General features: G+C 65.4%; 13 protein-coding genes and 1 pseudogene. 10 read left to right on the top strand and 4 right to left on the bottom strand.

Features of this window, described 5'->3' with window-relative positions:
* The 3 genes and pseudogenes from RLDS_RS43065 to rmuC all read left to right on the top strand — a co-directional run.
* Positions 1 to 892, top strand: a pseudogene (locus RLDS_RS43065) (DNA polymerase Y family protein); the annotation flags it as partial.
* Positions 889 to 4,524 (top strand): error-prone DNA polymerase, encoded by a 3,636-nt coding sequence (locus tag RLDS_RS43060; protein ID WP_021226621.1) that lies wholly within the window; start codon positions 889 to 891, stop codon positions 4,522 to 4,524. The pseudogene RLDS_RS43065 and the gene RLDS_RS43060, both read left to right, overlap by 4 nt.
* A gap of 152 nt (positions 4,525 to 4,676) precedes the next feature.
* Positions 4,677 to 6,158: a DNA recombination protein RmuC gene (gene rmuC / locus RLDS_RS43055; RefSeq protein WP_021226620.1), complete on the top strand. Its 1,482-nt coding sequence runs from the start codon at positions 4,677 to 4,679 to the stop codon at positions 6,156 to 6,158.
* Between the two features lie 50 nt (positions 6,159 to 6,208).
* On the opposite strand, the gene RLDS_RS43050 is transcribed toward rmuC, so the two are convergent.
* Entirely contained in the window at positions 6,209 to 8,374 is a 2,166-nt protein-coding gene (locus RLDS_RS43050; RefSeq protein WP_021226619.1) for an AsmA family protein, read from the bottom strand.
* Positions 8,375 to 8,532: 158 nt separating this feature from the next.
* Between RLDS_RS43050 and rpmI the strand changes: the two genes are divergently transcribed.
* The 5 genes from rpmI (at position 8,533) to pheT (ending at position 13,502) form a co-directional block, all read left to right on the top strand.
* On the top strand, positions 8,533 to 8,736 hold the full coding sequence (rpmI, locus tag RLDS_RS43045) for a 50S ribosomal protein L35 (RefSeq protein ID WP_009823219.1): 204 nt from the start codon (positions 8,533 to 8,535) through the stop codon (positions 8,734 to 8,736).
* A gap of 14 nt (positions 8,737 to 8,750) precedes the next feature.
* Complete coding sequence (rplT, locus tag RLDS_RS43040) at positions 8,751 to 9,113, top strand: 50S ribosomal protein L20 (protein WP_007711871.1); 363 nt, start codon at positions 8,751 to 8,753, stop codon at positions 9,111 to 9,113.
* 197 nt (positions 9,114 to 9,310) lie between these two features.
* Positions 9,311 to 9,925: a LysE family translocator gene (locus RLDS_RS43035; RefSeq protein ID WP_021226618.1), complete on the top strand. Its 615-nt coding sequence runs from the start codon at positions 9,311 to 9,313 to the stop codon at positions 9,923 to 9,925.
* Positions 9,926 to 9,996: 71 nt separating this feature from the next.
* Positions 9,997 to 11,088 carry a phenylalanine--tRNA ligase subunit alpha gene (gene pheS, locus RLDS_RS43030; RefSeq protein WP_031298350.1) on the top strand — a complete coding sequence of 364 codons (1,092 nt, stop codon included), beginning with the start codon at positions 9,997 to 9,999 and terminating at the stop codon, positions 11,086 to 11,088.
* The gene (gene pheT, locus RLDS_RS43025; protein ID WP_021226616.1) at positions 11,085 to 13,502 is read left to right on the top strand and encodes a phenylalanine--tRNA ligase subunit beta; all 2,418 of its coding nucleotides are present in this window, start codon (positions 11,085 to 11,087) and stop codon (positions 13,500 to 13,502) included. Before pheS ends, pheT begins: the two co-directional genes overlap by 4 nt.
* Before the next feature lie 42 nt (positions 13,503 to 13,544).
* Here pheT and RLDS_RS43020 read toward each other — a convergent pair whose 3' ends face one another.
* On the bottom strand, positions 13,545 to 14,072 hold the full coding sequence (locus RLDS_RS43020; RefSeq protein WP_021226615.1) for a hypothetical protein: 528 nt from the start codon (positions 14,070 to 14,072) through the stop codon (positions 13,545 to 13,547).
* 92 nt (positions 14,073 to 14,164) lie between these two features.
* Here RLDS_RS43020 and RLDS_RS43015 point away from each other — a divergent pair, with 92 nt between their 5' ends.
* Positions 14,165 to 15,079 (top strand): aldose 1-epimerase family protein, encoded by a 915-nt coding sequence (locus RLDS_RS43015; RefSeq protein ID WP_021226614.1) that lies wholly within the window; start codon positions 14,165 to 14,167, stop codon positions 15,077 to 15,079.
* 151 nt (positions 15,080 to 15,230) lie between these two features.
* A complete protein-coding gene (locus RLDS_RS43010) occupies positions 15,231 to 16,808 on the top strand; it encodes a peptide chain release factor 3 (protein WP_021226613.1) in 1,578 nt (525 codons plus the stop codon).
* 68 nt (positions 16,809 to 16,876) lie between these two features.
* On the opposite strand, the gene RLDS_RS43005 is transcribed toward RLDS_RS43010, so the two are convergent.
* Both RLDS_RS43005 and RLDS_RS43000 read right to left on the bottom strand, forming a co-directional pair.
* Complete coding sequence (locus tag RLDS_RS43005) at positions 16,877 to 18,127, bottom strand: spinster family MFS transporter (protein ID WP_021226612.1); 1,251 nt, start codon at positions 18,125 to 18,127, stop codon at positions 16,877 to 16,879.
* Between the two features lie 161 nt (positions 18,128 to 18,288).
* Complete coding sequence (locus tag RLDS_RS43000; RefSeq protein ID WP_021226611.1) at positions 18,289 to 20,643, bottom strand: TonB-dependent receptor; 2,355 nt, start codon at positions 20,641 to 20,643, stop codon at positions 18,289 to 18,291.
* Between the last annotated feature and the right edge of the window lie 12 nt (positions 20,644 to 20,655).

Raw genomic sequence — 20,655 nt, 5'->3', positions numbered from 1 at the left:
GCATCGCCCGCTCGCGCCGCGCCGCGCGCGCGCCGCCGTGCGGATCGACCGGCGCTTTGCCGAACCGATCGGCAGCACCGCCTATGCCCTCAAAATATTGGAGGAGATGGCGGCGCAAGCGGGCGATCGCCTTGCCGAACGCGGGGAGGGCGGTCGCCGGTTCGAAGCGGTCTTTTTCCGCAGCGATGGCCTCGCCTTCCCCTTGCGCGTCGAAACCAGCCTGCCGGTGCGCGACGCGCCCGCCATCCTGCGCCTGATGCGCGAACGGATCGACGCCTTGTCCGACCCGATCGACCCCGGTTTTGGCTTTGACATGCTGCGCCTCACCGTGCCCCAGGCGGAAAAGCTCGCCCCCACCCAATTGGCGCTGGAAGGGGGGGAGGCACGGCGGCAGGACAGCGTCGCCGCGCTGGTCGATCGCCTGTCGATCCGCGCCGGGCGCGCGCGCATCCAGCGCCTCGCCCCGTGCGACAGCCATATTCCCGAACAGGCGCAACTGGCGTTGCCGGCGGTGGAACCGCGCGCGCCCGAACCTTGGCAGCAACCGGGCGATGCCGCCGCAGAGCCGGGCGACCCGCCGATGCGCCCGCTTCATTTGTTCGACCCGCCCCAGCCGATCGAGGTGGTGGCCTTGCTGCCCGACGGTCCGCCGCATCGCTTTCGCTGGCGCCGGGCGCTGCATGACGTCACCCGTTATGAAGGGCCGGAACGGATCGCGCCCGAATGGTGGCATGCCAGCGATGGCGCCACCGCCGGCGACGCCATCGGCCGCACGCGCGATTATTACCGTGTGGAGGATGCGCGCGGCCGGCGGTACTGGATCTTCCGTCACGGCCTTCAGGGCGCAGAGACGCCGCACCCCGTCTGGTATATCCACGGCCTGTTCGCATGAGCGGGGGGCGCAAAAGGCGCGGCTATCCCGATCCCGCCCGGCCCAAATCCATCGACCGGCACGAACTCGACGCGCTGGAGGCCGTGCGCGCGCAGCGCAAGGACGCCGGCCCGCCGCCTCCCCCACCGCTCCCCCCGGTGCGCGATCCGGCGCCCGCCTTTGCCGAACTGGTCGCCGCGACCAACTTTTCCTTCCTGCGCGGCGCGTCCCATGCGTCCGACATGGTCGCCCGCGCGATGGAACTGGGGCTGGCCGGCATCGGCATTGCCGATCGCAATACGGTGGCGGGCGTGGTGCGCGCCCATGTCGCGCGCAAGAAGGCGCAGGACCGCGCCCGCGCCGCCCTGCTGGAGGAAAAGGCGCAGGCGGGCCTGCCGCCCGATCTTAATGCCGATGAAGAGGCCGCCTGCCGCATCGACCTGCGCCTCGTCGTCGGCGCGCGGCTCGTCTTTGCCGATGGCACGCCCGACATCGTTGCCTATCCCGCGACCCGGCGGGGATGGGGCGAACTCACCAAATTGCTGACGGTCGGCAATCTGCGCGCGGTCAAGGGCGGCTGCATCCTCCATTATGAGGATCTGACCGCCTATCTCGACGACTTGTTGCTGATCGTGCTGCCCGCCTCCACCGCGACGCAGCAGCAGGCCCACCGCAATCCGGTGGACTATGATTTTGCCGACCGCCCGCCGGGGGAGTTGGTGCAGCATGGCCATCTCAGCCTTGTGCCGCCGCCGCGTCCGGCCGACCTTGGCGCTTTGCTGCAACGGCTCGCGCGGCTCGCGCCGGGGCGGGTGTGGCTGGGCGCGCCGCTGTGCCGCGACGGGCGCGACGCGCGGCGGCTGGCGCGGTTCCAGCGCCTGTCGGACCAGGCCGGCGTGCCGCTGCTCGCCACCATGGATGCGCTCTATGCCAGCCCCGCGCAGCGCCCGCTTCAGGATGTGCTGACCTGCATCCGTGCGGGCACCACGATCGGCAAGGCGGGGCGGCTGCTGGAGGCCAATGCCGAACGCCATCTCCATGATCCTGTGGAAATCGCGCGTCTTTATCGCGCCTGTCCTGACGCGGTGGCGCAGACCAGCGCCTTCCTGCGCCGCATCCATTTCACGCTCGACCAGCTGCGCTATGAATATCCGCACGAACCCGTGCCCGAAGGCTGGACCGCGCAGCAATGGCTGGAGGAACTGACGATCAGCGCCGCCCATGCCCGCTACGGCCCGCACATTCCCTACAAGGTCCGCCAGCTGCTGGATGAGGAATTCGCCCTCATCGCCAAACAACGCTATGCTTATTATTTCCTGACCGTCTACGACATCGTCGCCTTCGCCCGGACGAAGGGCATATTGTGCCAAGGGCGCGGGTCCGCCGCCAATTCGATGGTCTGCTTCCTGCTCGGCGTCACCTCCGTCGATCCGCAGAAACATGACCTCCTCTTTTCCCGCTTCGTGTCGGAGGAGCGGGACGAACCGCCCGATATCGACGTCGATTTCGAACATGAGCGGCGCGAGGAGGTGATGCAATATATCTACGACCGCTATGGCCGCCATCGCGCCGGCATCGCCGCGACCGTCATCCATTACCGCTCCCGCAGCGCGATCCGCGAAGTGGCCAAGGTGCTGGGCCTGTCCGACGATATCGTCACCCGCCTCTCCAGCACCATCTGGGGCAGCTATTCGCGCGACATGAACGAACAGCGTATCAGCGAAGCGGGCTTCGATCTCGCCAATCCGCAGATCGTGCGCCTGCGCGAGCTTGTCGGGCAATTGCTCGAAGCGCCCTTTCCCCGCCACCTGTCCCAACATGTCGGCGGTTTCATCCTGACCCAGAATCGGCTCGATGAAACCGTGCCGCTGCACCATGCCGCCATGGCCGACCGCAGTTTCATCGAATGGGACAAGGATGACATAGACGCGCTCGGCCTGATGAAGGTCGATGTGCTCGCGCTCGGCATGCTCACCTGCATCCGCAAGGCGTTCGACCTGATGCGCGACCATGGCCTTGGCGATCACCAGCTGGTGGTCGATCTCGATGCCGACGACCCGGCTGTCTACGACATGCTCTGCCGGGGCGACAGCATCGGCGTGTTCCAGGTGGAAAGCCGCGCCCAGATCAACATGCTGCCGCGCCTGCGCCCGCGCGAGCTGTACGACCTTACCGTCCAGGTCGCGATCGTGCGTCCCGGCCCGATCGAAGGCGACATGGTCCACCCCTATCTGCGACGCCGCGCGGGGCTGGAAAAACCCGAATTTCCCTCGCCCGATCCGCCGCACAATCCCAATGAACTGCGCGATCTGCTGAAACAGACCTATGGCGTGCCGCTGTTCCAGGAACAGGCGATGAAGCTCGCCATCGTCGCGGCCGAATTCACCCCGTCGGAAGCGAACCAGCTGCGCCGGTCGATGGCAACCTTTCGCCATGTCGGCGGCATGGACAAGTTCCGGGAAAAGATGATCGGCGGCATGGTGCGGCGCGGCTATAAACGCGATTTCGCCGAACGCTGCTACAGCCAGATTGAAGGGTTTGGCAGCTATGGCTTCCCCGAAAGCCATGCGCTCTCCTTCGCGCGGCTCGTCTATGTTTCGGCCTGGATCAAATGCCACCAGCCCGCCGTCTTCGCCTGCGCCCTCCTCAATTCGCAGCCGATGGGTTTCTACGCGCCCGCCCAGCTTGTGCGCGACGCGCGCGAACATGGCGTGGCGGTCCATGGCGTCGACGTGAATATGAGCCGGTGGGACAATCATCTCGAACCCCTGCTGCGCTCGCGCCGCAGCGACCGTGGCGAAGGAACGGGGCGGGCGCTGGCGCTGCGCCTGGGCTTTCGTCAGGTCGACGGATTTCGCGAAAGTTGGGCGACGCAACTGGTCGCGGCACGCGCGGATGGCGGCCTGTTCATCAGCATCGAGGATCTGGCGCGGCGGGCCGGGTTGCCGGCGCGGGCGTTGCGCTTGCTCGCCGATGCCGACGCCTGCCGCTCGCTGGGGCAGGACCGGCGCGCCGCTTTGTGGGAGGCGCGGCGCACGCCTTCGGACGAGCTGCCTTTGTTTGCCGCCGCGCGCCAACGGCGGGACGACGCGCACGAACTGGGCGCGGAGCCGGATGCCCAGCTGCCCGCCATGCCGCTCGCCGAACAGGTGACGACCGACTATGCGATGACGCGCCTGTCGCTCAAGGGGCATCCCATGCAGTTTCTGCGCCCCGTCTTCGCCGCCGAAGGCACGCTCAGCTGCGCGCAGGCGGGGGCCGCTAAAAACGGGGCGAAGGTCAGGGTCGCGGGCGTGGTGCTGGTGCGCCAGCGGCCGGGCAAGGGCAACGCCGTCTTCATCACCATCGAGGATGAAACCGGCATCGCCAATATCCTGCTCTGGGCGCGCCTGTTCGAAATGCAGCGCCGCCCGGTCATGGCCAGCCGGCTGATGCTGGTGGAAGGGGAAATCCAGCGCAGCCGCGAAGGCGTCGTCCACCTGATGGCCAGCCGCGTCCATGATCGCACCGCCGAATTCGACCGGCTCAGCGAAACGCTGCGCCCGCGTATCGCCCTGTCACGCGCCGACGAATTTCTCCATCCCCAGCATCCGCGCACCGGCAGCCATCCGCGCGACGTGCGCATCCTGCCCAAATCCCGCGATTTTCACTGACCGGACCAGAACCGGAAGAAAGCGAATACCTTATGTAATTAGGTAGCTAACTAATCATCTGGCACTATTTTTCGACCTGTCGCCTTTCCTGTCACACTTGCCGCGCGCCGGTCATGCCGCTAGGTTCCTGTTTCGTTCCCAAAAGGACCCTTATGGACAGTCTGGCCGCTCTCTTCCTCATCCTGGCGCTCCTTGTCGGCCTGGCCGTCGGCTGGCTGCTGCGCGCCCGCTCCACCGCGCCTCTTGCCGCTGAAAAGGCTGACCTCGCCGCCCGGCTCGAAACCGCGACGACGCAGCGCAACGCCGCCATCGCCGAACTAGCGGTGGAACAGGAACGAGTGGCCCAGGCCACGGCCCAGATCGTCCGGCATGAAGAGGCGCAGCGTGCCGCCGCCCAGCGTCTGGAGCAGCTCCAGTCCGCCGCCGACGCGCGGCTTCAGGCGGTGCAGGCCGAACGCGAAGTCGCGCTGCGCGACCTCGCCGCGCTGCAATCCGACATTCAGGCCCGCACCCGCGCCTTCGAGCAACAGATCACCGCGCTCAAGGACGCCAAGGAGCAATTGTCCGCACAGTTCAGCGAAATCGGCGGTCGCCTGCTCGAAACCGCCCAGTCACAATTCCTCACCCGCGCCGACCAGCGTTTCGCCCAAGCGCATGAAAAGAGCGAGGCCCAGCTCAAGACGCTGCTCTCTCCGGTCGAAACCACGCTCAAACGCTATGAGGAAGGATTGGCGCGCGTGGAAAAGGACCGGGTCGGCAGCTATGCAGAGCTCCGCGAAGCGATCGCCATGGTCCATGCGGGGCAGGGGCAGGTGCGCGAGGAAACCGCCAAGCTCGTCAACGCTCTACGCGCCGCGCCCAAGACGCGCGGCCGCTGGGGCGAACAGCAGTTCAAGAACCTCATCGAAACCGCCGGCCTGTCCCCCTTCGTCGATTTTCAGGAGGAAGTGTCGGTCGCGGTCGAAGACGGCCGCCTGCGCCCCGACTTCATCATCCGCCTGCCCGGCGACCAGCAACTGGTGGTCGACGTCAAATGCTCGCTCGAAGCCTATCTCAACGCCGTCGAATCGGTCGATGGCACGACCCGCGACCGATTCCTGGCCGACCATGCCCGCGCCGTGCGCACCCATGCCGACGCGCTCGGGCGCAAGGCCTATTGGGAGCAATTCGACAAGGCGCCCGACTTCGTCATCATGTATGTGCCCGGCGACAATTTCGTCACCGCCGCGCTGGAAGCGGACATGGATCTGTGGGAACGCGCCGCGCGCAACCGCGTCATCATCTGCGGCCCCGCCACCTTTCTGCCGCTCGCCCGCACGCTGGCCGGCCACTGGCGTCAGGCCAAATTGCAGGATCAGGCCAAGGAGGTCGCCGACCTTGGCAAGCAACTTTATGAGCGGCTCGCGACGGCGGCGACGCATCTCAAACGTCTTGGCTCGGGTCTCAGCAGCGCCGTCGACAATTATAACAAGTTCGTCGGCAGCTTCGATCGCAGCGTCCTCCCCGCTGGCCGCCGTTTCCGCGATCTCAACGTCGAAACCGGGGGCAAGGAAATCGAGGCCGTCGAGCCTCTCGAACTGCTCATTCGCGACTCACAGTCGGATGAGGCGCGCGCCCTTCCCGCCGCGGAGTAGGGTGGCAGCGATCGCCTGTTTCTGACCGTTCAGGTAGCCGTCGCGTCCGGTCAGAAGATGCCCAGGAACTTCTTGTCCTGGCTCTTCTTCTCCGCCTTGCTGCCCTTGCCCGCCTCATCCTTGGCGGTGGTGCCGCGGCCGACATCGTCGCGCGGCTTGCCGCTCTTCGTGCGCTGCGCCTGCGCCGTGGCGCCGGCAAGCACCGGTCCGCACGCCGCGCCCTTGGCATCGCCCACATCGACAAAGGCCAGCACCGCCGCCAGCGGCGTCGCCGCGACGCCCAGCGCCGCAGCCGCACCGCCGCGCGCCATCAGGTCGGGGCTGATAACGCTGATGCGCGGCTGCGCGAAATAGCCGCCAATGCCGACCGGCGACTGGCCGGAAAACAGGCTGATCTTCTTGCCGTCCGCGCGAAAGGCCAGGTCCAGCCTTTCGTTGCGGAAGGAAAATCCGCCCCGGCCGATCATGACATTCTTCTTGGTGTCGATCAGGATCGGGTCCGCCGCCGCCACGCCATTGCGCACGGTAAAGGCGATCAGCCCGCAGTTGATCTCGACCGGCTCCTTCAGCTTCTTCTCGAACATCTTGGTGATGAAGGTGCCGACGTCGATTTCCGACAATTGCACATTGCGCGCCCACATCGTGCCCGCAGGCAGGATCGCGGCGATGCGGCCATTGGCGGTGCCCAGCGAATCATGCAGCGAATCGCCGATGCCGGTCATCTGCACCCGACCCTTGATCGTGCCGTTGGTGCCCGATTCCGCCACGCCCCATCGCGCCAGCAACGTGCCCATGGGCGTTGGCGCCAGGCGAATGTCATAGTCCGTGTGCGCCGGCCTTTGCCGCGCGTCGATGCTGATGTCCGACGCGACATGTCCGCCCGCCATATCGAACGTCAGCGGCGATAGTGTCAGCAGGCTCTTGTCTAGCTTCACCGTCACCGCCGCATTGGAAATCGGCACATTGGGCGCGCGGACCGTCCTGACGCTGTAGCGGACATCGGCGTCGAAATTGCGGATCGCCTCGACCCTTAATGGCGTGTCCGGCAAGACACGCGGCGCGCCCGCTACCGTCATGATCGCCCCGCTGCCGCCCTGCGTCGCCAGCCGTTCCGGATCATAGCCGATGAACGGACCCACATCGATAATGTCCAGCTTTTGCGTCGCCAGATCGCCCTTGATCAGCGTGCGCCCGCCTGGCTGCGATACGGTGAACCGCCCCGCCAGATCACTGTCGCCAAACTTGCCCTTCAAATGGGTGAAGCGCCATTCCTCGCCTGCCTTGGTGAGGTCGCTGGTGAAGCGATAGCTGCGCGTCGGCGGAATGGCTACGCCCAGAAAGTCGAATAGCCGCGCCAGATTGCCACCCTGCGCCACCATCTGAAGGTCGCTGCCTTCCAATTGCGTCGCGCCCGGCAGCGTGCCCGAAACATCGACGCGCGTCTCCCCCGCGTCCATCCGCGCGGCCAGCTGGTTGCGCCCGCCCGTCACTGTCTGATCGGGGGACAGCAGCCCGCCCTTCACCCGGAACGGCAGCGCGCGCATCGTGCCATCGCCGGCAAAGCGCACTTCGCTCACAAATTGCGTATCGCGCGCCTTCACCGTCTCGAACCCGATATCAACGCCCAATTGCATGCGCGGATCGCGGAAGCGCAACGTCGTCCCGGTCAGCAAGGCCCGGCTCACCAGCGGCAGGTTGAGCGGCTTGCCCTTCTTCGTGGGATCGCCAAAGGTCCATGTATTGTGCTGATGATCGCGCGACCATTCCAGATCGACCGCGCCATTGCGCAATTCCAGCCAGCGCACGCGCACCTTGTCGCCGACGATCAGGCTCAGCGGCGCGATCCGGCTGTCGATGCGGTCGGCGCGAAACACATCGGGGCGGCTCGCCCAGCTGGTATTCGACACGCGCATGCCTTCGGCCAGAAACTTGATCGTGATCGGCGCGAAATAGAGCTGGAAATCCCCGTCCACCCGAACCTGCCGATTGAGGCTGTTGCCCAGCACATGCTCGAACGGCCGCTTTAGAAACCGCCCCTTGGTGACGAACAGGATCAGCCAGATGGCAAACAGCAAGCCGACGATCCCGATCGCGACGCGCGCGGGCAGGGGCAGGGCGCGCCAGCGGACCTGTGCGCGGCGCACAGGATGGCGCGCCCCGCCACCGGTCGCCACGGTCGTCACTGTCATGTGCGCGTCGGGTTCGGTATCGGCCATGGCAGCATCAACGTCATCGCCTCGCTTTGGGTCCGAATCGCTTGCCTTTTGCGCCGCAGGTCACTAAGGGCCGCCCTTCGCGATATTCAGTGTGACCGCCCGGCTAACGAGGGCTGCCGTGGCTGTCTGTAATCGTCGCGCCAGATAAGGAGACGAAAATGCCCAAGATGAAGACCAAGAGCGGTGTGAAGAAGCGCTTCAAATTCACCGCCACCGGCAAGGTCAAGCATGGCGTCGCTGGCAAGCGTCACCGCCTGATCAGCCACAACGCCAAATATATTCGCCAGAATCGCGGCACCAGCGTGCTGTCGGATTCCGATGCCGGTCATGTGCGCCTGTGGGCGCCGTACGGCCTGAAGTAAGAGGAGTCTGACCTATGGCACGTGTTAAACGTGGTGTAACCACCAAGGCGAAGCATAAGCGGATTCTGGATCAGGCGAAGGGCTATTATGGCCGCCGCAAGAACACCATCCGCATCGCGCGCCAGGCCGTCGAAAAGGCCGGCCAGTACGCCTATCGCGACCGCAAGGTGAAGAAGCGGACCTTCCGGGGTCTGTGGATTCAGCGCATCAACGCCGGCGTCCGCGCCGAAGGCCTGACCTATTCGCAGTTCATGCATGGCCTGAAGCTCGCCGGCGTCGAACTGGACCGCAAGGTCCTGGCCGACATCGCGATGCATGAAGGCGAAGCGTTCAGCGCCATCATCGCCCAGGCGAAGGCCGCGCTGCCCGCCGCCTGAGCGGATTGATCGCAAGATCGTCTAAAAGGGGCGCCGGGGCATCAGCCTTAGGCGCCCTTTTTCTTTTGGGTTTTGCATATCCACAACCGTTCGGGCTGAGCTTGTCGAAGCCCCGTTCTTCTCTTCAGGCAGAACCGCCCTTTGATCGGCTGAGGGCAAGCGGATACTGAGTCGACCCTTGATTGAAGGACAGTCCCATGTCGCTGCATCTCTGGTGGATTTACGTCACGGCGGTGTTCCTCATCTCGGCGACGCCCGGCCCCAACATGCTGCACGTCATGGCGCAGAGCATTGCCCATGGCCCGCGCAAGGCGCTGGCGACGATGGCGGGCCTGATGAGCGCGGTCCTGTTATGTCTCATCGCCTCGGCGCTGGGTCTGGGCGCGCTGCTCAAGGCTTCGCCGCGGCTGTTCGATGTCTTGCGCTATGCCGGCGTCGCCTATCTGGTCTGGCTCGGCGTCAAGGCGTGGCGCGCGCCCGTGGACATGGGCGATGCCGCGCGTCCCGCCAAATCCGACCATGCGCTCTTTGCCACCGGGTTATTGACGGGCCTCTCCAATCCCAAGCTCATCATCTTCGCCGCCGCGCTCTTCCCGCAGTTCATCGTCCTCGATCGTCCCTTCTGGACGCAGCTCGCCATATTGATCGCCAGCTTCGTGGTGATCGAAAGCTTCTGGTATGGCGTCTACGCCCTGGGCGGCGGTCGTTTGAAGCGCTGGCTCGCCCCCGCCAACCGCCAGCGCCTCTTCAACCGCGGCACCGGCCTGCTCTTCATCGGCTTCGGCGGCGCGCTGCTGGGGGCGCGGGCCTGACCCTTTCCATGCAGCGCTCGCGTCGCTAAGGCGCAACGCGACGCTTTGCCATTATGGCCCATGGGAATGATATGACCGAAATTAGCGCACTCAAGACCGGCCTGATTGCCGACATCGCCGCCGCCGATACGCTGGACGCGCTCGAAGCGTTGCGGGTGGGGGCGTTGGGCAAGAGCGGGGTCGTCACGGGCCTGTTGAAAACGCTCGGCCCCATGTCGCCCGAGGAGCGTCTTGAAAAAGGCCCGCCGATCCAGGATTTGCGCGAAAGCGTGACCGCCGCGCTCGCCGAGCGCAAGGCGCAGCTGGAGCAGGCCGCGCTCGACGCGAAACTGGCCTCCGAAAAGGTCGACATGACCCTGCCCGCCGACATCGGCCCGCAAGGCAGCGTCCATCCCGTCAGCCAGGTCATGGACGAACTGGCCGAAATCTTCGCCGACCTCGGCTTCTCCGTCGCCACCGGGCCTGAGATCGAGGACGACTGGCACAACTTCACCGCGCTCAACATTCCCGAAACCCATCCGGCGCGCGCGATGCACGACACTTTCTACTTCCCCGACGAGGAGGGGCAGAAAAAGATGCTGCTGCGCACCCATACGTCGCCGGTGCAGATTCGCACGATGATGAACCAGCCGCCGCCCATTCGCATCATCGCGCCGGGTCGCGTCTATCGCAGCGACAGCGATGCCACCCACACGCCGATGTTCCACCAGATCGAAGGTCTGGTGATCGACCGGGGCATCACGCTCGGCCATCTCAAATGGACGCTGGAAACCTTCCTCAAGGCCTTTTTCGAGCGCGAGGATATCGTCCTGCGCCTGCGGCCCAGCTATTTCCCCTTTACCGAACCGTCGGTCGAGGTCGACGTCGGCTACACCCTCGTCAACGGGCAGCGGATCATCGGCGGCGATGGCGACGCGGCGGACGGCGGCTGGCTCGAAGTGCTGGGCAGCGGCATGGTCAACCGCCGCGTGATCGAGGCGTGCGGGCTGAACCCCGACGAGTGGCAGGGCTTCGCCTTCGGCACCGGGGTCGATCGGCTGGCGATGCTCAAATATGGGATGAACGACTTGCGCGCATTCTTTGACGGCGATCTGCGCTGGCTCAAACATTATGGCTTCTCGGCGCTGGACGTGCCGACGCTGAGCGGGGGAGTGGGCGCATGAAGTTCACGCTGAGCTGGCTCAAGACGCATCTTGATACCGATGCCGACCTTGCCACCATCCTCAAGACGCTGAACGCCATCGGCCTGGAGGTCGAGGGCGTCGAAAACCCGGCCGAAAAGCTCGCCGGGTTCAAGATTGCCAGGGTGCTTACCGCCGACAAGCATCCGCAGGCCGACAAGCTGCAGGTGCTGACCGTCGATCATGGCGATGGGGAGCCGTTGCAGGTCGTATGCGGCGCGCCCAATGCCCGCGCGGGCCTGATCGGCGTCTTCGGTCTGGAAGGGGCGGTGGTCCCATCCAACGGCATGGTGCTGAAGAAGACCGCAATCCGCGGCGTTGAATCCAACGGCATGATGTGTTCGACCCGCGAGCTGGAGCTGGGCGACGATCATGACGGCATCATCGAACTCGCGCCCGACGCGCCGGTCGGCCGCGTCTATGCTGACTGGGCCGGGCTTGACGATCCGGTCATCGACGTGTCGGTGACGCCCAACCGGCAGGATTGCATGGGTGTGCGCGGCATTGCGCGCGATCTCGCGGCCGCCGGCCTTGGTTGGCTCAATGCCATCATCGTGCCGACGATCGAGGGCGCGGGTCCGGGACCGGACGTCCGCACCGACGATCCCGATGGCTGCCCCGCTTTCTACGCCCGCACCGTGCGCGGCGTCACCAATGGCGCCTCGCCCGACTGGATGGCGCGGCGCTTGAAGGCGATCGGCCAGAAGCCGATCAGCGCGCTGGTCGACATCACCAATTATATCATGATCGACCTTGGCCGCCCGCTCCACGTCTATGACATGGCAACCCTGAAAGGCGGGCTGGTCGCGCGCAAGGGGCGCAGCGGCGAACAGGTGCTGGCGCTCAATGGCAAGACCTACACGGTCGATGAGAGCATGACCGTCATCGCCGACGACGAAGCCGTGCACGACATTGGCGGCATCATGGGCGGCGAACATTCGGGCGCGCAGGACGGCACGAGCGACGTGCTGATCGAATGCGCCTATTTCACGCCGGAACGGATCGCTGTCACCGGACAGAAGCTGGCGCTCACCTCCGACGCGCGCGGCCGGTTCGAGCGTGGCGTCGATCCCGCCTTCCTGGACGACGGGCTGTCGATCGCGACCAGCCTGGTCGTGACCCTGTGCGGCGGCACGCCGAGCGAGGCGACGCGCGCAGGTGCGCTGCCTCTCGCCTTGCGCACCATTGCCTATACACCCGATCAGTGCCTCGCGCTTGCCGGCGTGGATGTGCCCGCTGACGAACAGAAGCGCATTCTCGAAAGCCTGGGCTTTGCCGTGTCGGGTGACGCAGACAGCGTCGAATATCAGGATGGCATGCCCGTCAGCGTGCCGGGCCACTGGACCGTCACCGTGCCCAGCTGGCGGCGCGATGTCGATGGCTGGCCCGACCTTGTCGAGGAAGTGGTGCGCATCGTCGGGCTGGACCATGTGCCCTCCACCCCGCTGCCGCGCACGCCCGGCGTTGCCCGCCCCACCGCCACGCCCGAACAGCTGGTCGAACGGCGCGTACGCCGCACCGCCGCCGCGCGAGGCCTGGCCGAAGCGATCAACTGGTCCTTCCTTTCCGAAAAGGAAGCGGCGGCCGTGGGTGGCGGCGACTGGACGCTGGCCAATCCGATCTCGGAGGATCTCAAGGTCATGCGGCCCTCGCTGCTGCCGGGCCTCCTTTCCGCAACGAAGCGCAATGTCGATCGCGGCGCCGCGTCGGTCCGTTTGTTTGAACTGGGCCGCCGCTATTTCAAACAGGGCGAGCGCGCGACGGTCGGCTTCGTGCTGGCGGGGGAAAAGGTCGCGCGTGGCTGGCAGTCGGGCAAGGCGCAGCCGTTCGACGCCTTCGACGCCAAGGCCGAAGTGATCGCGCTGCTGGCCGCAGCCGGCGCCCCGGTCGCCAATCTGCAAGGCTTTGGCGAAGCGTCCGCCGCCTATCATCCCGGCCAGTCCGGCACGTTGCGCCTGGGGCCCAAGATGATGCTGGCCGAATATGGCGTGCTGCACCCCAGCCTGGCGCGGCAGTTCGGCCTGTCGGGCGCCGTGGTGGCGGGCGAGATTTTCCTCGACGCCATTCCGCCCAAACGCAAGAGCGGGGCGCTGCGCGCGCCCTATGCGCCGCCTGCCCTGCAAGCGGTCAAGCGCGACTTCGCCTTTCTGGTGCCCGCCGATGTCGAAGCGGATGCTCTCGTGCGCGCGGTGCGCGGCGCGGACAAGAAGGCCATCGTCGACGTGCGCCTGTTCGACGTCTTTGTGGGACCCGGGGTCGAGGACGGGCAAAAGTCGCTCGCCATTGAAGTCACGCTGCAACCGGGGGACAAAAGCTTTTCCCAGGAAGAGCTGGAGGCGATCAGCGCATCGGTGGTCAAGGCCGCCGGCAAGCTGGGCGCGACCCTGCGGGGATAAGAGGCAGAGTGCTCCCGCCGGGGCGGGAGCACCGTTTCCGGCTTATTTCTTGTTACCGCCCTTCGCTGCCGGTTCCGGCGCGATCGGCGCGATCTTGCATCCCTTGGCCGCCGCCATGCCGCGAATATAGCCGCGGCGCGCAATGCCGGCGGTCACGGCCGCCTGCAACCGGCGCTCGGCGGGCGCGGCGCCGCTGATCTCGCGCACCAGGCCGCGAAACGGGATCAGCGAATTGACCACCGTCTTGCCGACCGCCTCCGCGATCTTGCCCGTGCGATTCTCATTGGCTTCCTTGCTCGCGGTGAAATCGTCGCCCAGCACGGCGTTCAATGCGCCCAGTTCCCGGTTCAGCCCCTTGCAGCTGCGGCTGGCCGGGGCGGCATAGGGATTGTCCACCGCCTCGGTCAGGATCGGCGGAATGTCATCCTTGTCGAGGCCGATGTCGCGCGCCGGCTGGCTCGCGATCCGCCCGGCCTTGTCCATCGTGTCGTCCCTTTTTTCCTTTTCCTGCGCCGACGCTGTTCCCGCCAGCAGAGTAGCGGTCATCACGGCCAATCCCATATATTTCATTGTTCGATCCTCCGGCTGCAGAACCGGCGATGAACCCCTCTGGTTCCAGAAGCGAAACGACATGATGGCAGACAGGTGGGCGGCGCATTGATATGCGCGTCCTGTCATTGCCGGAGGCCCGCTTGCCCGAAAATCGCTTCGTCATACGTTCAGCGTCGCTGACCGCGCAGATTGACCCTGTGGGGGCGGAACTCTGGTCGCTCACGGACCCGCAGGGTCGCGAGATGATGACCGACGCCGACCCACGCTGGTGGACGGGGCATGCGCCGCTGCTCTTTCCCTTCGTCGGGCGCTCGCGCGAGGATGTCTACCGTCTGGGCGGCCACGCATTTCCCATGCCCCAACATGGCTTTGCGCGTCGCGAATGTTTCGCGCTGGAAGAGCAGGCGGCCGATCATGTGCTGCTGCGGCTCGAAGCGGACGCGGCGACGCGCACCCTCTATCCGTTCGACTTCCGCCTCGACATGCGTTTCGCGATCGAAGGCGCAACCTTGCGCATGACCGCGACCGTCGGCAATCGCGGCGAAGCGCGCATGCCCTTTTCCTTCGGCTATCACCCGGCCTTCGCCTGGCCGCTTCCCTTTGGCGGCGCGGTGGAGGATCACCGCATCGTCTTCGAAAAGCCTGAGCCGGCGCCGATCCGCCGTGTGGGGGCAGAACCCGGCCTCATCGCGCGGGACAGCCAAGCCTCACCGGTCGAAGGCGACACGCTCGCTCCCACTTATGCCATGTTTGAAGGTGACGCGCTGATCTGGGACGATCTTGCCAGCCGCTCGCTCACCTGGGGCGTGCCGGGCCAACCGCACCTCAAAATCGACTTCCCCGACACGCCCTGGCTTGGCCTCTGGCAAAAGCCCGGCGCCCATTATCTGTGCGTCGAACCCTGGGCCGGCATGGCCGATCCGGTGGGCTTTGACGGCGATGTGTGGGACAAGCCCGGCATCATGGCGCTGCTGCCGGGCGACAGCCGCAGCTTCCGCATGGACGTGACGCTTGTTGCGGACTAGATAGCCCCGTTTCCGTTCGTCCTGAGTAGCCATTGAGCGAAGCCGAAATGGCGTATCGAAGGATCGGACTGGGCACGAATGCTTCGATACGGGCCTTCGCCATGCTCAGTCCCTACGCAGCACGAACGGCTGTTGTTTGTCTGGACCGAATATGACCATCCCCTCCCGCCGCACCTTCGCCATCATCTCGCACCCGGACGCGGGCAAGACCACGCTCACCGAAAAGCTGCTGCTGGAAGGGGGCGCGATCCACCTTGCCGGTGAGGTGAAGGCGCGCGGGGCCAACCGCCGCGCCCGCTCCGACTGGATGAAGATCGAGCAGCAGCGCGGCATTTCCGTCACCTCCTCGGTCATGACGTTCGAGCGCACGCGCGATGGCGAGACGATCACCTTCAACCTGCTCGACACGCCCGGCCACGAGGATTTTTCCGAGGACACCTACCGAACCCTGACCGCCGTTGACTCCGCCGTCATGGTGATCGACGCGGCCAAGGGCATCGAGCCGCAGACGCGCAAGCTGTTCGAGGTCTGCCGCCTGCGCAACGTTCCCATCATCACCTTCGTCAACAAGGTCGACCGCGAAGGCCGCGAAATCTTCGGCCTTCTGGACGAGGTCGCCGACCAGCTGCAACTCGACGTCTGCCCGATGAGCTGGCCCGCCGGCATGGGCGGCGAGTTCGAAGGCATCTACGACTTTGCCACCAACCGCCTGCGCCAGCCCACCGGCCCGTCGCGCGAGTTCGAAGGCAAGGAGGCGCATGTCTCGGGCCTCGACGATCCGAAGCTTGGCGAACTCCTCTCTGAACAGGCCCTCGAACGGCTGCGCGAGGAAGCCGAACTGGCGCAGGGCGGCTATGCGGAATTCGATCTCGACCGCTATCGCGCGGGCGATCTGACCCCTGTTTATTTCGGGTCGGCGCTCAAGCTCTTCGGCGTCACCGAACTCATCGACGCGCTCGGCCAGCACGCTCCCCCGCCGCGCGCCCAGCCCGCCGAACCCGCCGCCGTCGAACCCGACCAGAGCGAAGTCACCGGCTTCATCTTCAAGGTGCAGGCGAATATGGACCCGATGCACCGCGATCGCATCGCCTTCATGCGCCTCGTTTCGGGCAAGTTCCGCCGCGGCATGAAGCTCACCCCTTCAGGATCGGGCAAGCCGCTCGCCGTCCACTCGCCCATCCTCTTCTTCGCGCAGGACCGCGAACTGGCCGACGAAGCCTTTCCCGGCGACATCATCGGCATCCCCAATCATGGCGCGCTGCGCGTGGGCGATACGCTGTCGGAAAAACCGGGCCTGCGCTTCACCGGCCTCCCCAATTTCGCGCCCGAAATCCTGCGCCGCGTCGCGCTCAAGGACCCGACCAAGACCAAGCAATTGCGCAAGGCATTGGACGACCTCTCCGAAGAGGGCGTCATCCAGGTTTTCTACCCCGAAATCGGCAGCCAGTGGATCGTCGGCGTCGTCGGCCAGCTTCAGCTCGAAGTGCTGATCTCCCGACTGGAGGCGGAATATAAGGTCGCGGCGGGGCTTGAACCTTCGCCCTTCGATACCGCCCGCTGGATCAGCGGTGACGACGCCGCGATCAAGGACCTGGTCGCCTATAATGGCGCCAACATGGCCAAGGATCGCGACGGCAACCTCGTCTTCATGGCCAAGAGCGCCTGGGACATCGGCTACCAACAGGAACGCCACCCCCAAGTAAAGTTCAGCGCCACCAGGGAGCGATAACGTCCGCTCCGTTCGTTTCGAGCGACGTCGAGAAACGGTCCCTGCAGGGTTTCCCGTTTCTTGAGGGATTACGCCGCCACCCAGTCGCGACGCAACGCCTTGCCCGCCAGCGCCATGAACAGGCCGGCGAGCAGGTAAAAGCCCAGCGCCGCAACGATAGCGTAGCGCAGCGCCTCATTCCCATAGGCCGGCGTCAGCGCGTCCGACAGGCTGCCCACCGCCCAGCTGCCCAGGCCCAGGCCGACAAGGTTGTTGATGAGCAGGAAACTTGCCGCCGCGCTCGCGCGCATATGCGCGGGGACAAGGTGCTGGACCGCGGTCAGCACCGGACCGAGCCAGATATAGACCAAAGCCTGCGGGATCAGGAACAGCGCAAAGGCAAAGGAGACGCTGTCGGACAGCACGCCGATCACGAACAGCGGCATACCGACCACATAGCTGACCGCCGGCACCCAGGCATAATAGGCCTTGTCGCGGCCGCCCAGCCGGTCGCCCAGAAAACCGCCGAGCAAGACGCCGGCCACCCCGCCGATCAACAGCAATCCGCCCAGAAACTGTCCCGCGCCCATCAGGTCCAGGCCGAAACTGCGCATTAGCAGGCTGGGCAGCCAGAAGGCGACGCCATAACCGCACATCGAACTGCACGCCGCGCCCAGCGCCAGCAGCCAGAAGCCGCGCTTGGCCGCCAATATGCCGAACACGGCGCTGACCGGCACGGCGTCGGCGGCCTGAACCGGGCGGGCGGGTTCGCGCACGACCAGGCGGAAGACGGGCGCGATCAGGATGCCGAGCAGCCCCACAACGATGAAGGCGGTGCGCCATTCGACCACCTGCGCGATGTAGCCGCCCAGCAGCACGCCGCCCGCCGACCCCAGCGGGATGCCCAGCGAATAGATGGACAGCGCCCGCGCGCGCTGATGCGGCGGGAAATAGTCGGAAATCACCGCATAGGATGGCGCGACCCCGCCCGCTTCACCGACGCCCACGCCGATGCGGAACAGGAACATCTGCGCGAAGCTGGACGCCACGCCGCACAGCGCCGTAAAACCGCTCCAGATGGCAAGGCTGACGGTGATGACCCAGGTGCGGCTGGTCCGGTCGGCCAGCAGCGCCAGCGGGATCGCCAGCGTCGAATAGAGCAATGCGAAGGCGATGCCGCCCAAAGCGCCAAGCTGCGTATCGCTGAGCTTCAGGTCCGCCTTGATCGGCACCGCCAATATGCCCAGAATCTGTCGATCGAGGAAGTTGAACGTATAAACCAGCAACAGCATCGCCAGCACGACGGCGCGGTATCGGGGGGATGCGGTTTGTTCGGTCATGCGATCACATACTCTCATTCCGTTCGTCCTGAGTAGCCATTGAGCCTGCCGAAATGGCGTATCGAAGGAGGGATGCGCCTGTTCCTTCGATACGAGGCTTCGACTACGCCCAGCCTCTGCTCAGGCCGAACGGACATTTTCGACTTGCCAATCAAGCCAGATCAGAACTTGATCGATCCCGTCACGAACACCTGCCGCGGATTGCCGTAGAAAGCGGTCAGCGTGCCTTCGCGGCCCAGCGACGGGGTCGGGAATCCGGCCGCATTGTTGACGATCGCGCCTGTCGTCGGATCGGCGACGACGAAGGTGTAGCCCGACGTCTTATATTCCTTGTCCAGGATATTCTTGCCGTGCAGGCCGATGCTCCAGCGGTCGCTGGGCGCCGTGTAGACGATGCTGGCGTCCCACAGCGCATAGCCCTTCTGGTCGATATAGGGGTTGGGGATTTCGAACTGATAGGTCTTGGACCGCCACGACACGGTGGTCCCGGCGTAGAGGCTGCCGTCGCCCACGGGCGTCTGGTAGGACAAGGTGCCGCTCGCCGTCCATTTGGGTGTATTCTGCACCTCGCGATATCGTGCGACGTCAGTCGGCACGCCGCCGATATTGGTGATATATTCCTTATATTCCGCGTCAATGAACCCGATCGCGGTCTGCAGGTTCAGCCGGTCGCCCGGCGTCATCATGTCGCGGCCCAGCCGCGCATTGCTTTCGAACTCGACGCCCTTGAACGTCGCCTTGCCTGCGTTCGATACGACGCCGCAGAAGGACGGGATGCCCCCCACGTCGCAGGCGACCGATCCGGGGATCTGCACATCCTTGTAATCGGCATAGAAGCCGGCGAGCGCGACATAGAGCGCGCCGTCCATCAGATTGCCCTTATACCCCACTTCATAACTGTCGACTTCCTCGGGCGCGAAGCCCAAGAAAGATGCGACCTCGCTGTCCTGGCGGATGCCGTCGCCATTGAGGTCCGGCGCGTTGACGCCCACGCCGCGCGGGTCGAAGCCGCCGCCCTTGAACCCCTTGGACCAGCTGGCATAGATATTATGGTCTGGCGTCGGCTTGTAGCTGACCGACAGGCGCGGCGTGAATTTCTTGAATTCGCTTTCGCCCCGGAAATTGGTGCTGGGTGCGCCAAAGGCCGTGCCCGCCCCGCCAAAGACGGGCGATCCGCCGCCCAGATAATTTTGCCGCAAAATGTCGGCCCGGCGCTTGTCCCAGGTATAGCGCCCGCCCGCCGACACGCTCAGCTGCTGCGAAATGTCGAAGGTGAAGTCGCCGAAAATCGCATATGTTTCGGTATCGACATTGGCCTGGGTGAAGGCGGTGAGGCCCGGCACCGTGGTGAACAGGCGCACGTCGAACTGAGTGTCTGCGCTGGCGTCGAGATAATAGAAGCCGACCATGCCCTTTAACGGCCCGTTGTCGTAGAGCAGCTGGAATTCCTGGCTGAGCTGTTCGTTGAAATAATAGGCGGGCACGTCGACATCGACAGCGGGCAGGGCGTCGAAGTCGATCGGCGATGCGCTGTCATCCTTGCGCCAGGCGCTGATCGAGCGCAGCGTCACCGCGTCGGACAATTTGGCCGAAATATTCATCGAAAGCCCGTAGGACTTCACATATTGCCTGGGGTCGGCCAGGCCGCCGCGTGTGTCGAACACATCGTCCAGCACCGGCGCGCCCGAAACCTGCCCCGGGATCAGGCGGTGGCCGCCGCGCGCATTGCTGTTATCCTTGGTATAGTCGCCGGTGATCCGCATCAGCACCGGCTCGCCATAGCCGCCCATCTCGAACGTGGCGCGCCCGGCCCAGATATCCTTGTTGTAATTATCCTCGCCGGTGGTGAGGTTCTTGCCAAAACCGCCGCGCGACAGGCGGGCGAAGGCGCCGCCGACGCGGATCAGGTCGCCGATCGGCGCAGACGCGCTGATGATGCCATCGGCCTGGTCATAGCTGCCATAGGTCCCCTTCACCTTGAGCGAAAATTCCTGCGGCAGCATCCGCGTCACATATTTGACCGCGCCGCCAATGGTGTTGCGACCATAAAGCGTGCCCTGCGGCCCGCGCAGCACCTCGATCCGCTCGACATCGTAAATGTCCAGCAGCGCGCCCTGCGGCCGGTTGAGATAGACATCATCCAGATAGATGCCGACGCCCTGCTCGAAGCCGGACACCGGATCCTGCTGGCCCACGCCGCGAATGAAGGCGGTCAGCGTCGAATTGGTGCCGCGCGATGCTTCCAGCGTGGTGTTGGGCGTCACATTGGCGAGGTCGCTAATGTCGATCGCGCCGCTGCGTTCCAGCGCCGCCCCGGAAAAGGCGCTGACGGCGATCGGCACGCTGACCAGCGTTTCCTCGCGCCGGCGGGCTGTGACGACGATGGCGGCGCTGTCCTCTTCGCTGGCGGCGGCGGGCGGCGTCGCGGCGTCCTGCGCCAGCGCGGGAAGGGCAGCGAGGCCGCTCCAGGCGGCAGAGGCGAGCGCGAATGTGCGGATGGTCTGACGGGCCTTCATGGGGACTCCTCT

The sequence above is a fragment of the Sphingobium lactosutens DS20 genome (assembly GCF_000445105.1).
Taxonomy (GTDB): Bacteria; Pseudomonadota; Alphaproteobacteria; order Sphingomonadales; family Sphingomonadaceae; genus Sphingobium; species Sphingobium lactosutens.
The sequence above is the reverse complement of the archived record's forward strand: the minus strand, read 5'-3'. Positions and strand labels throughout refer to the sequence as shown.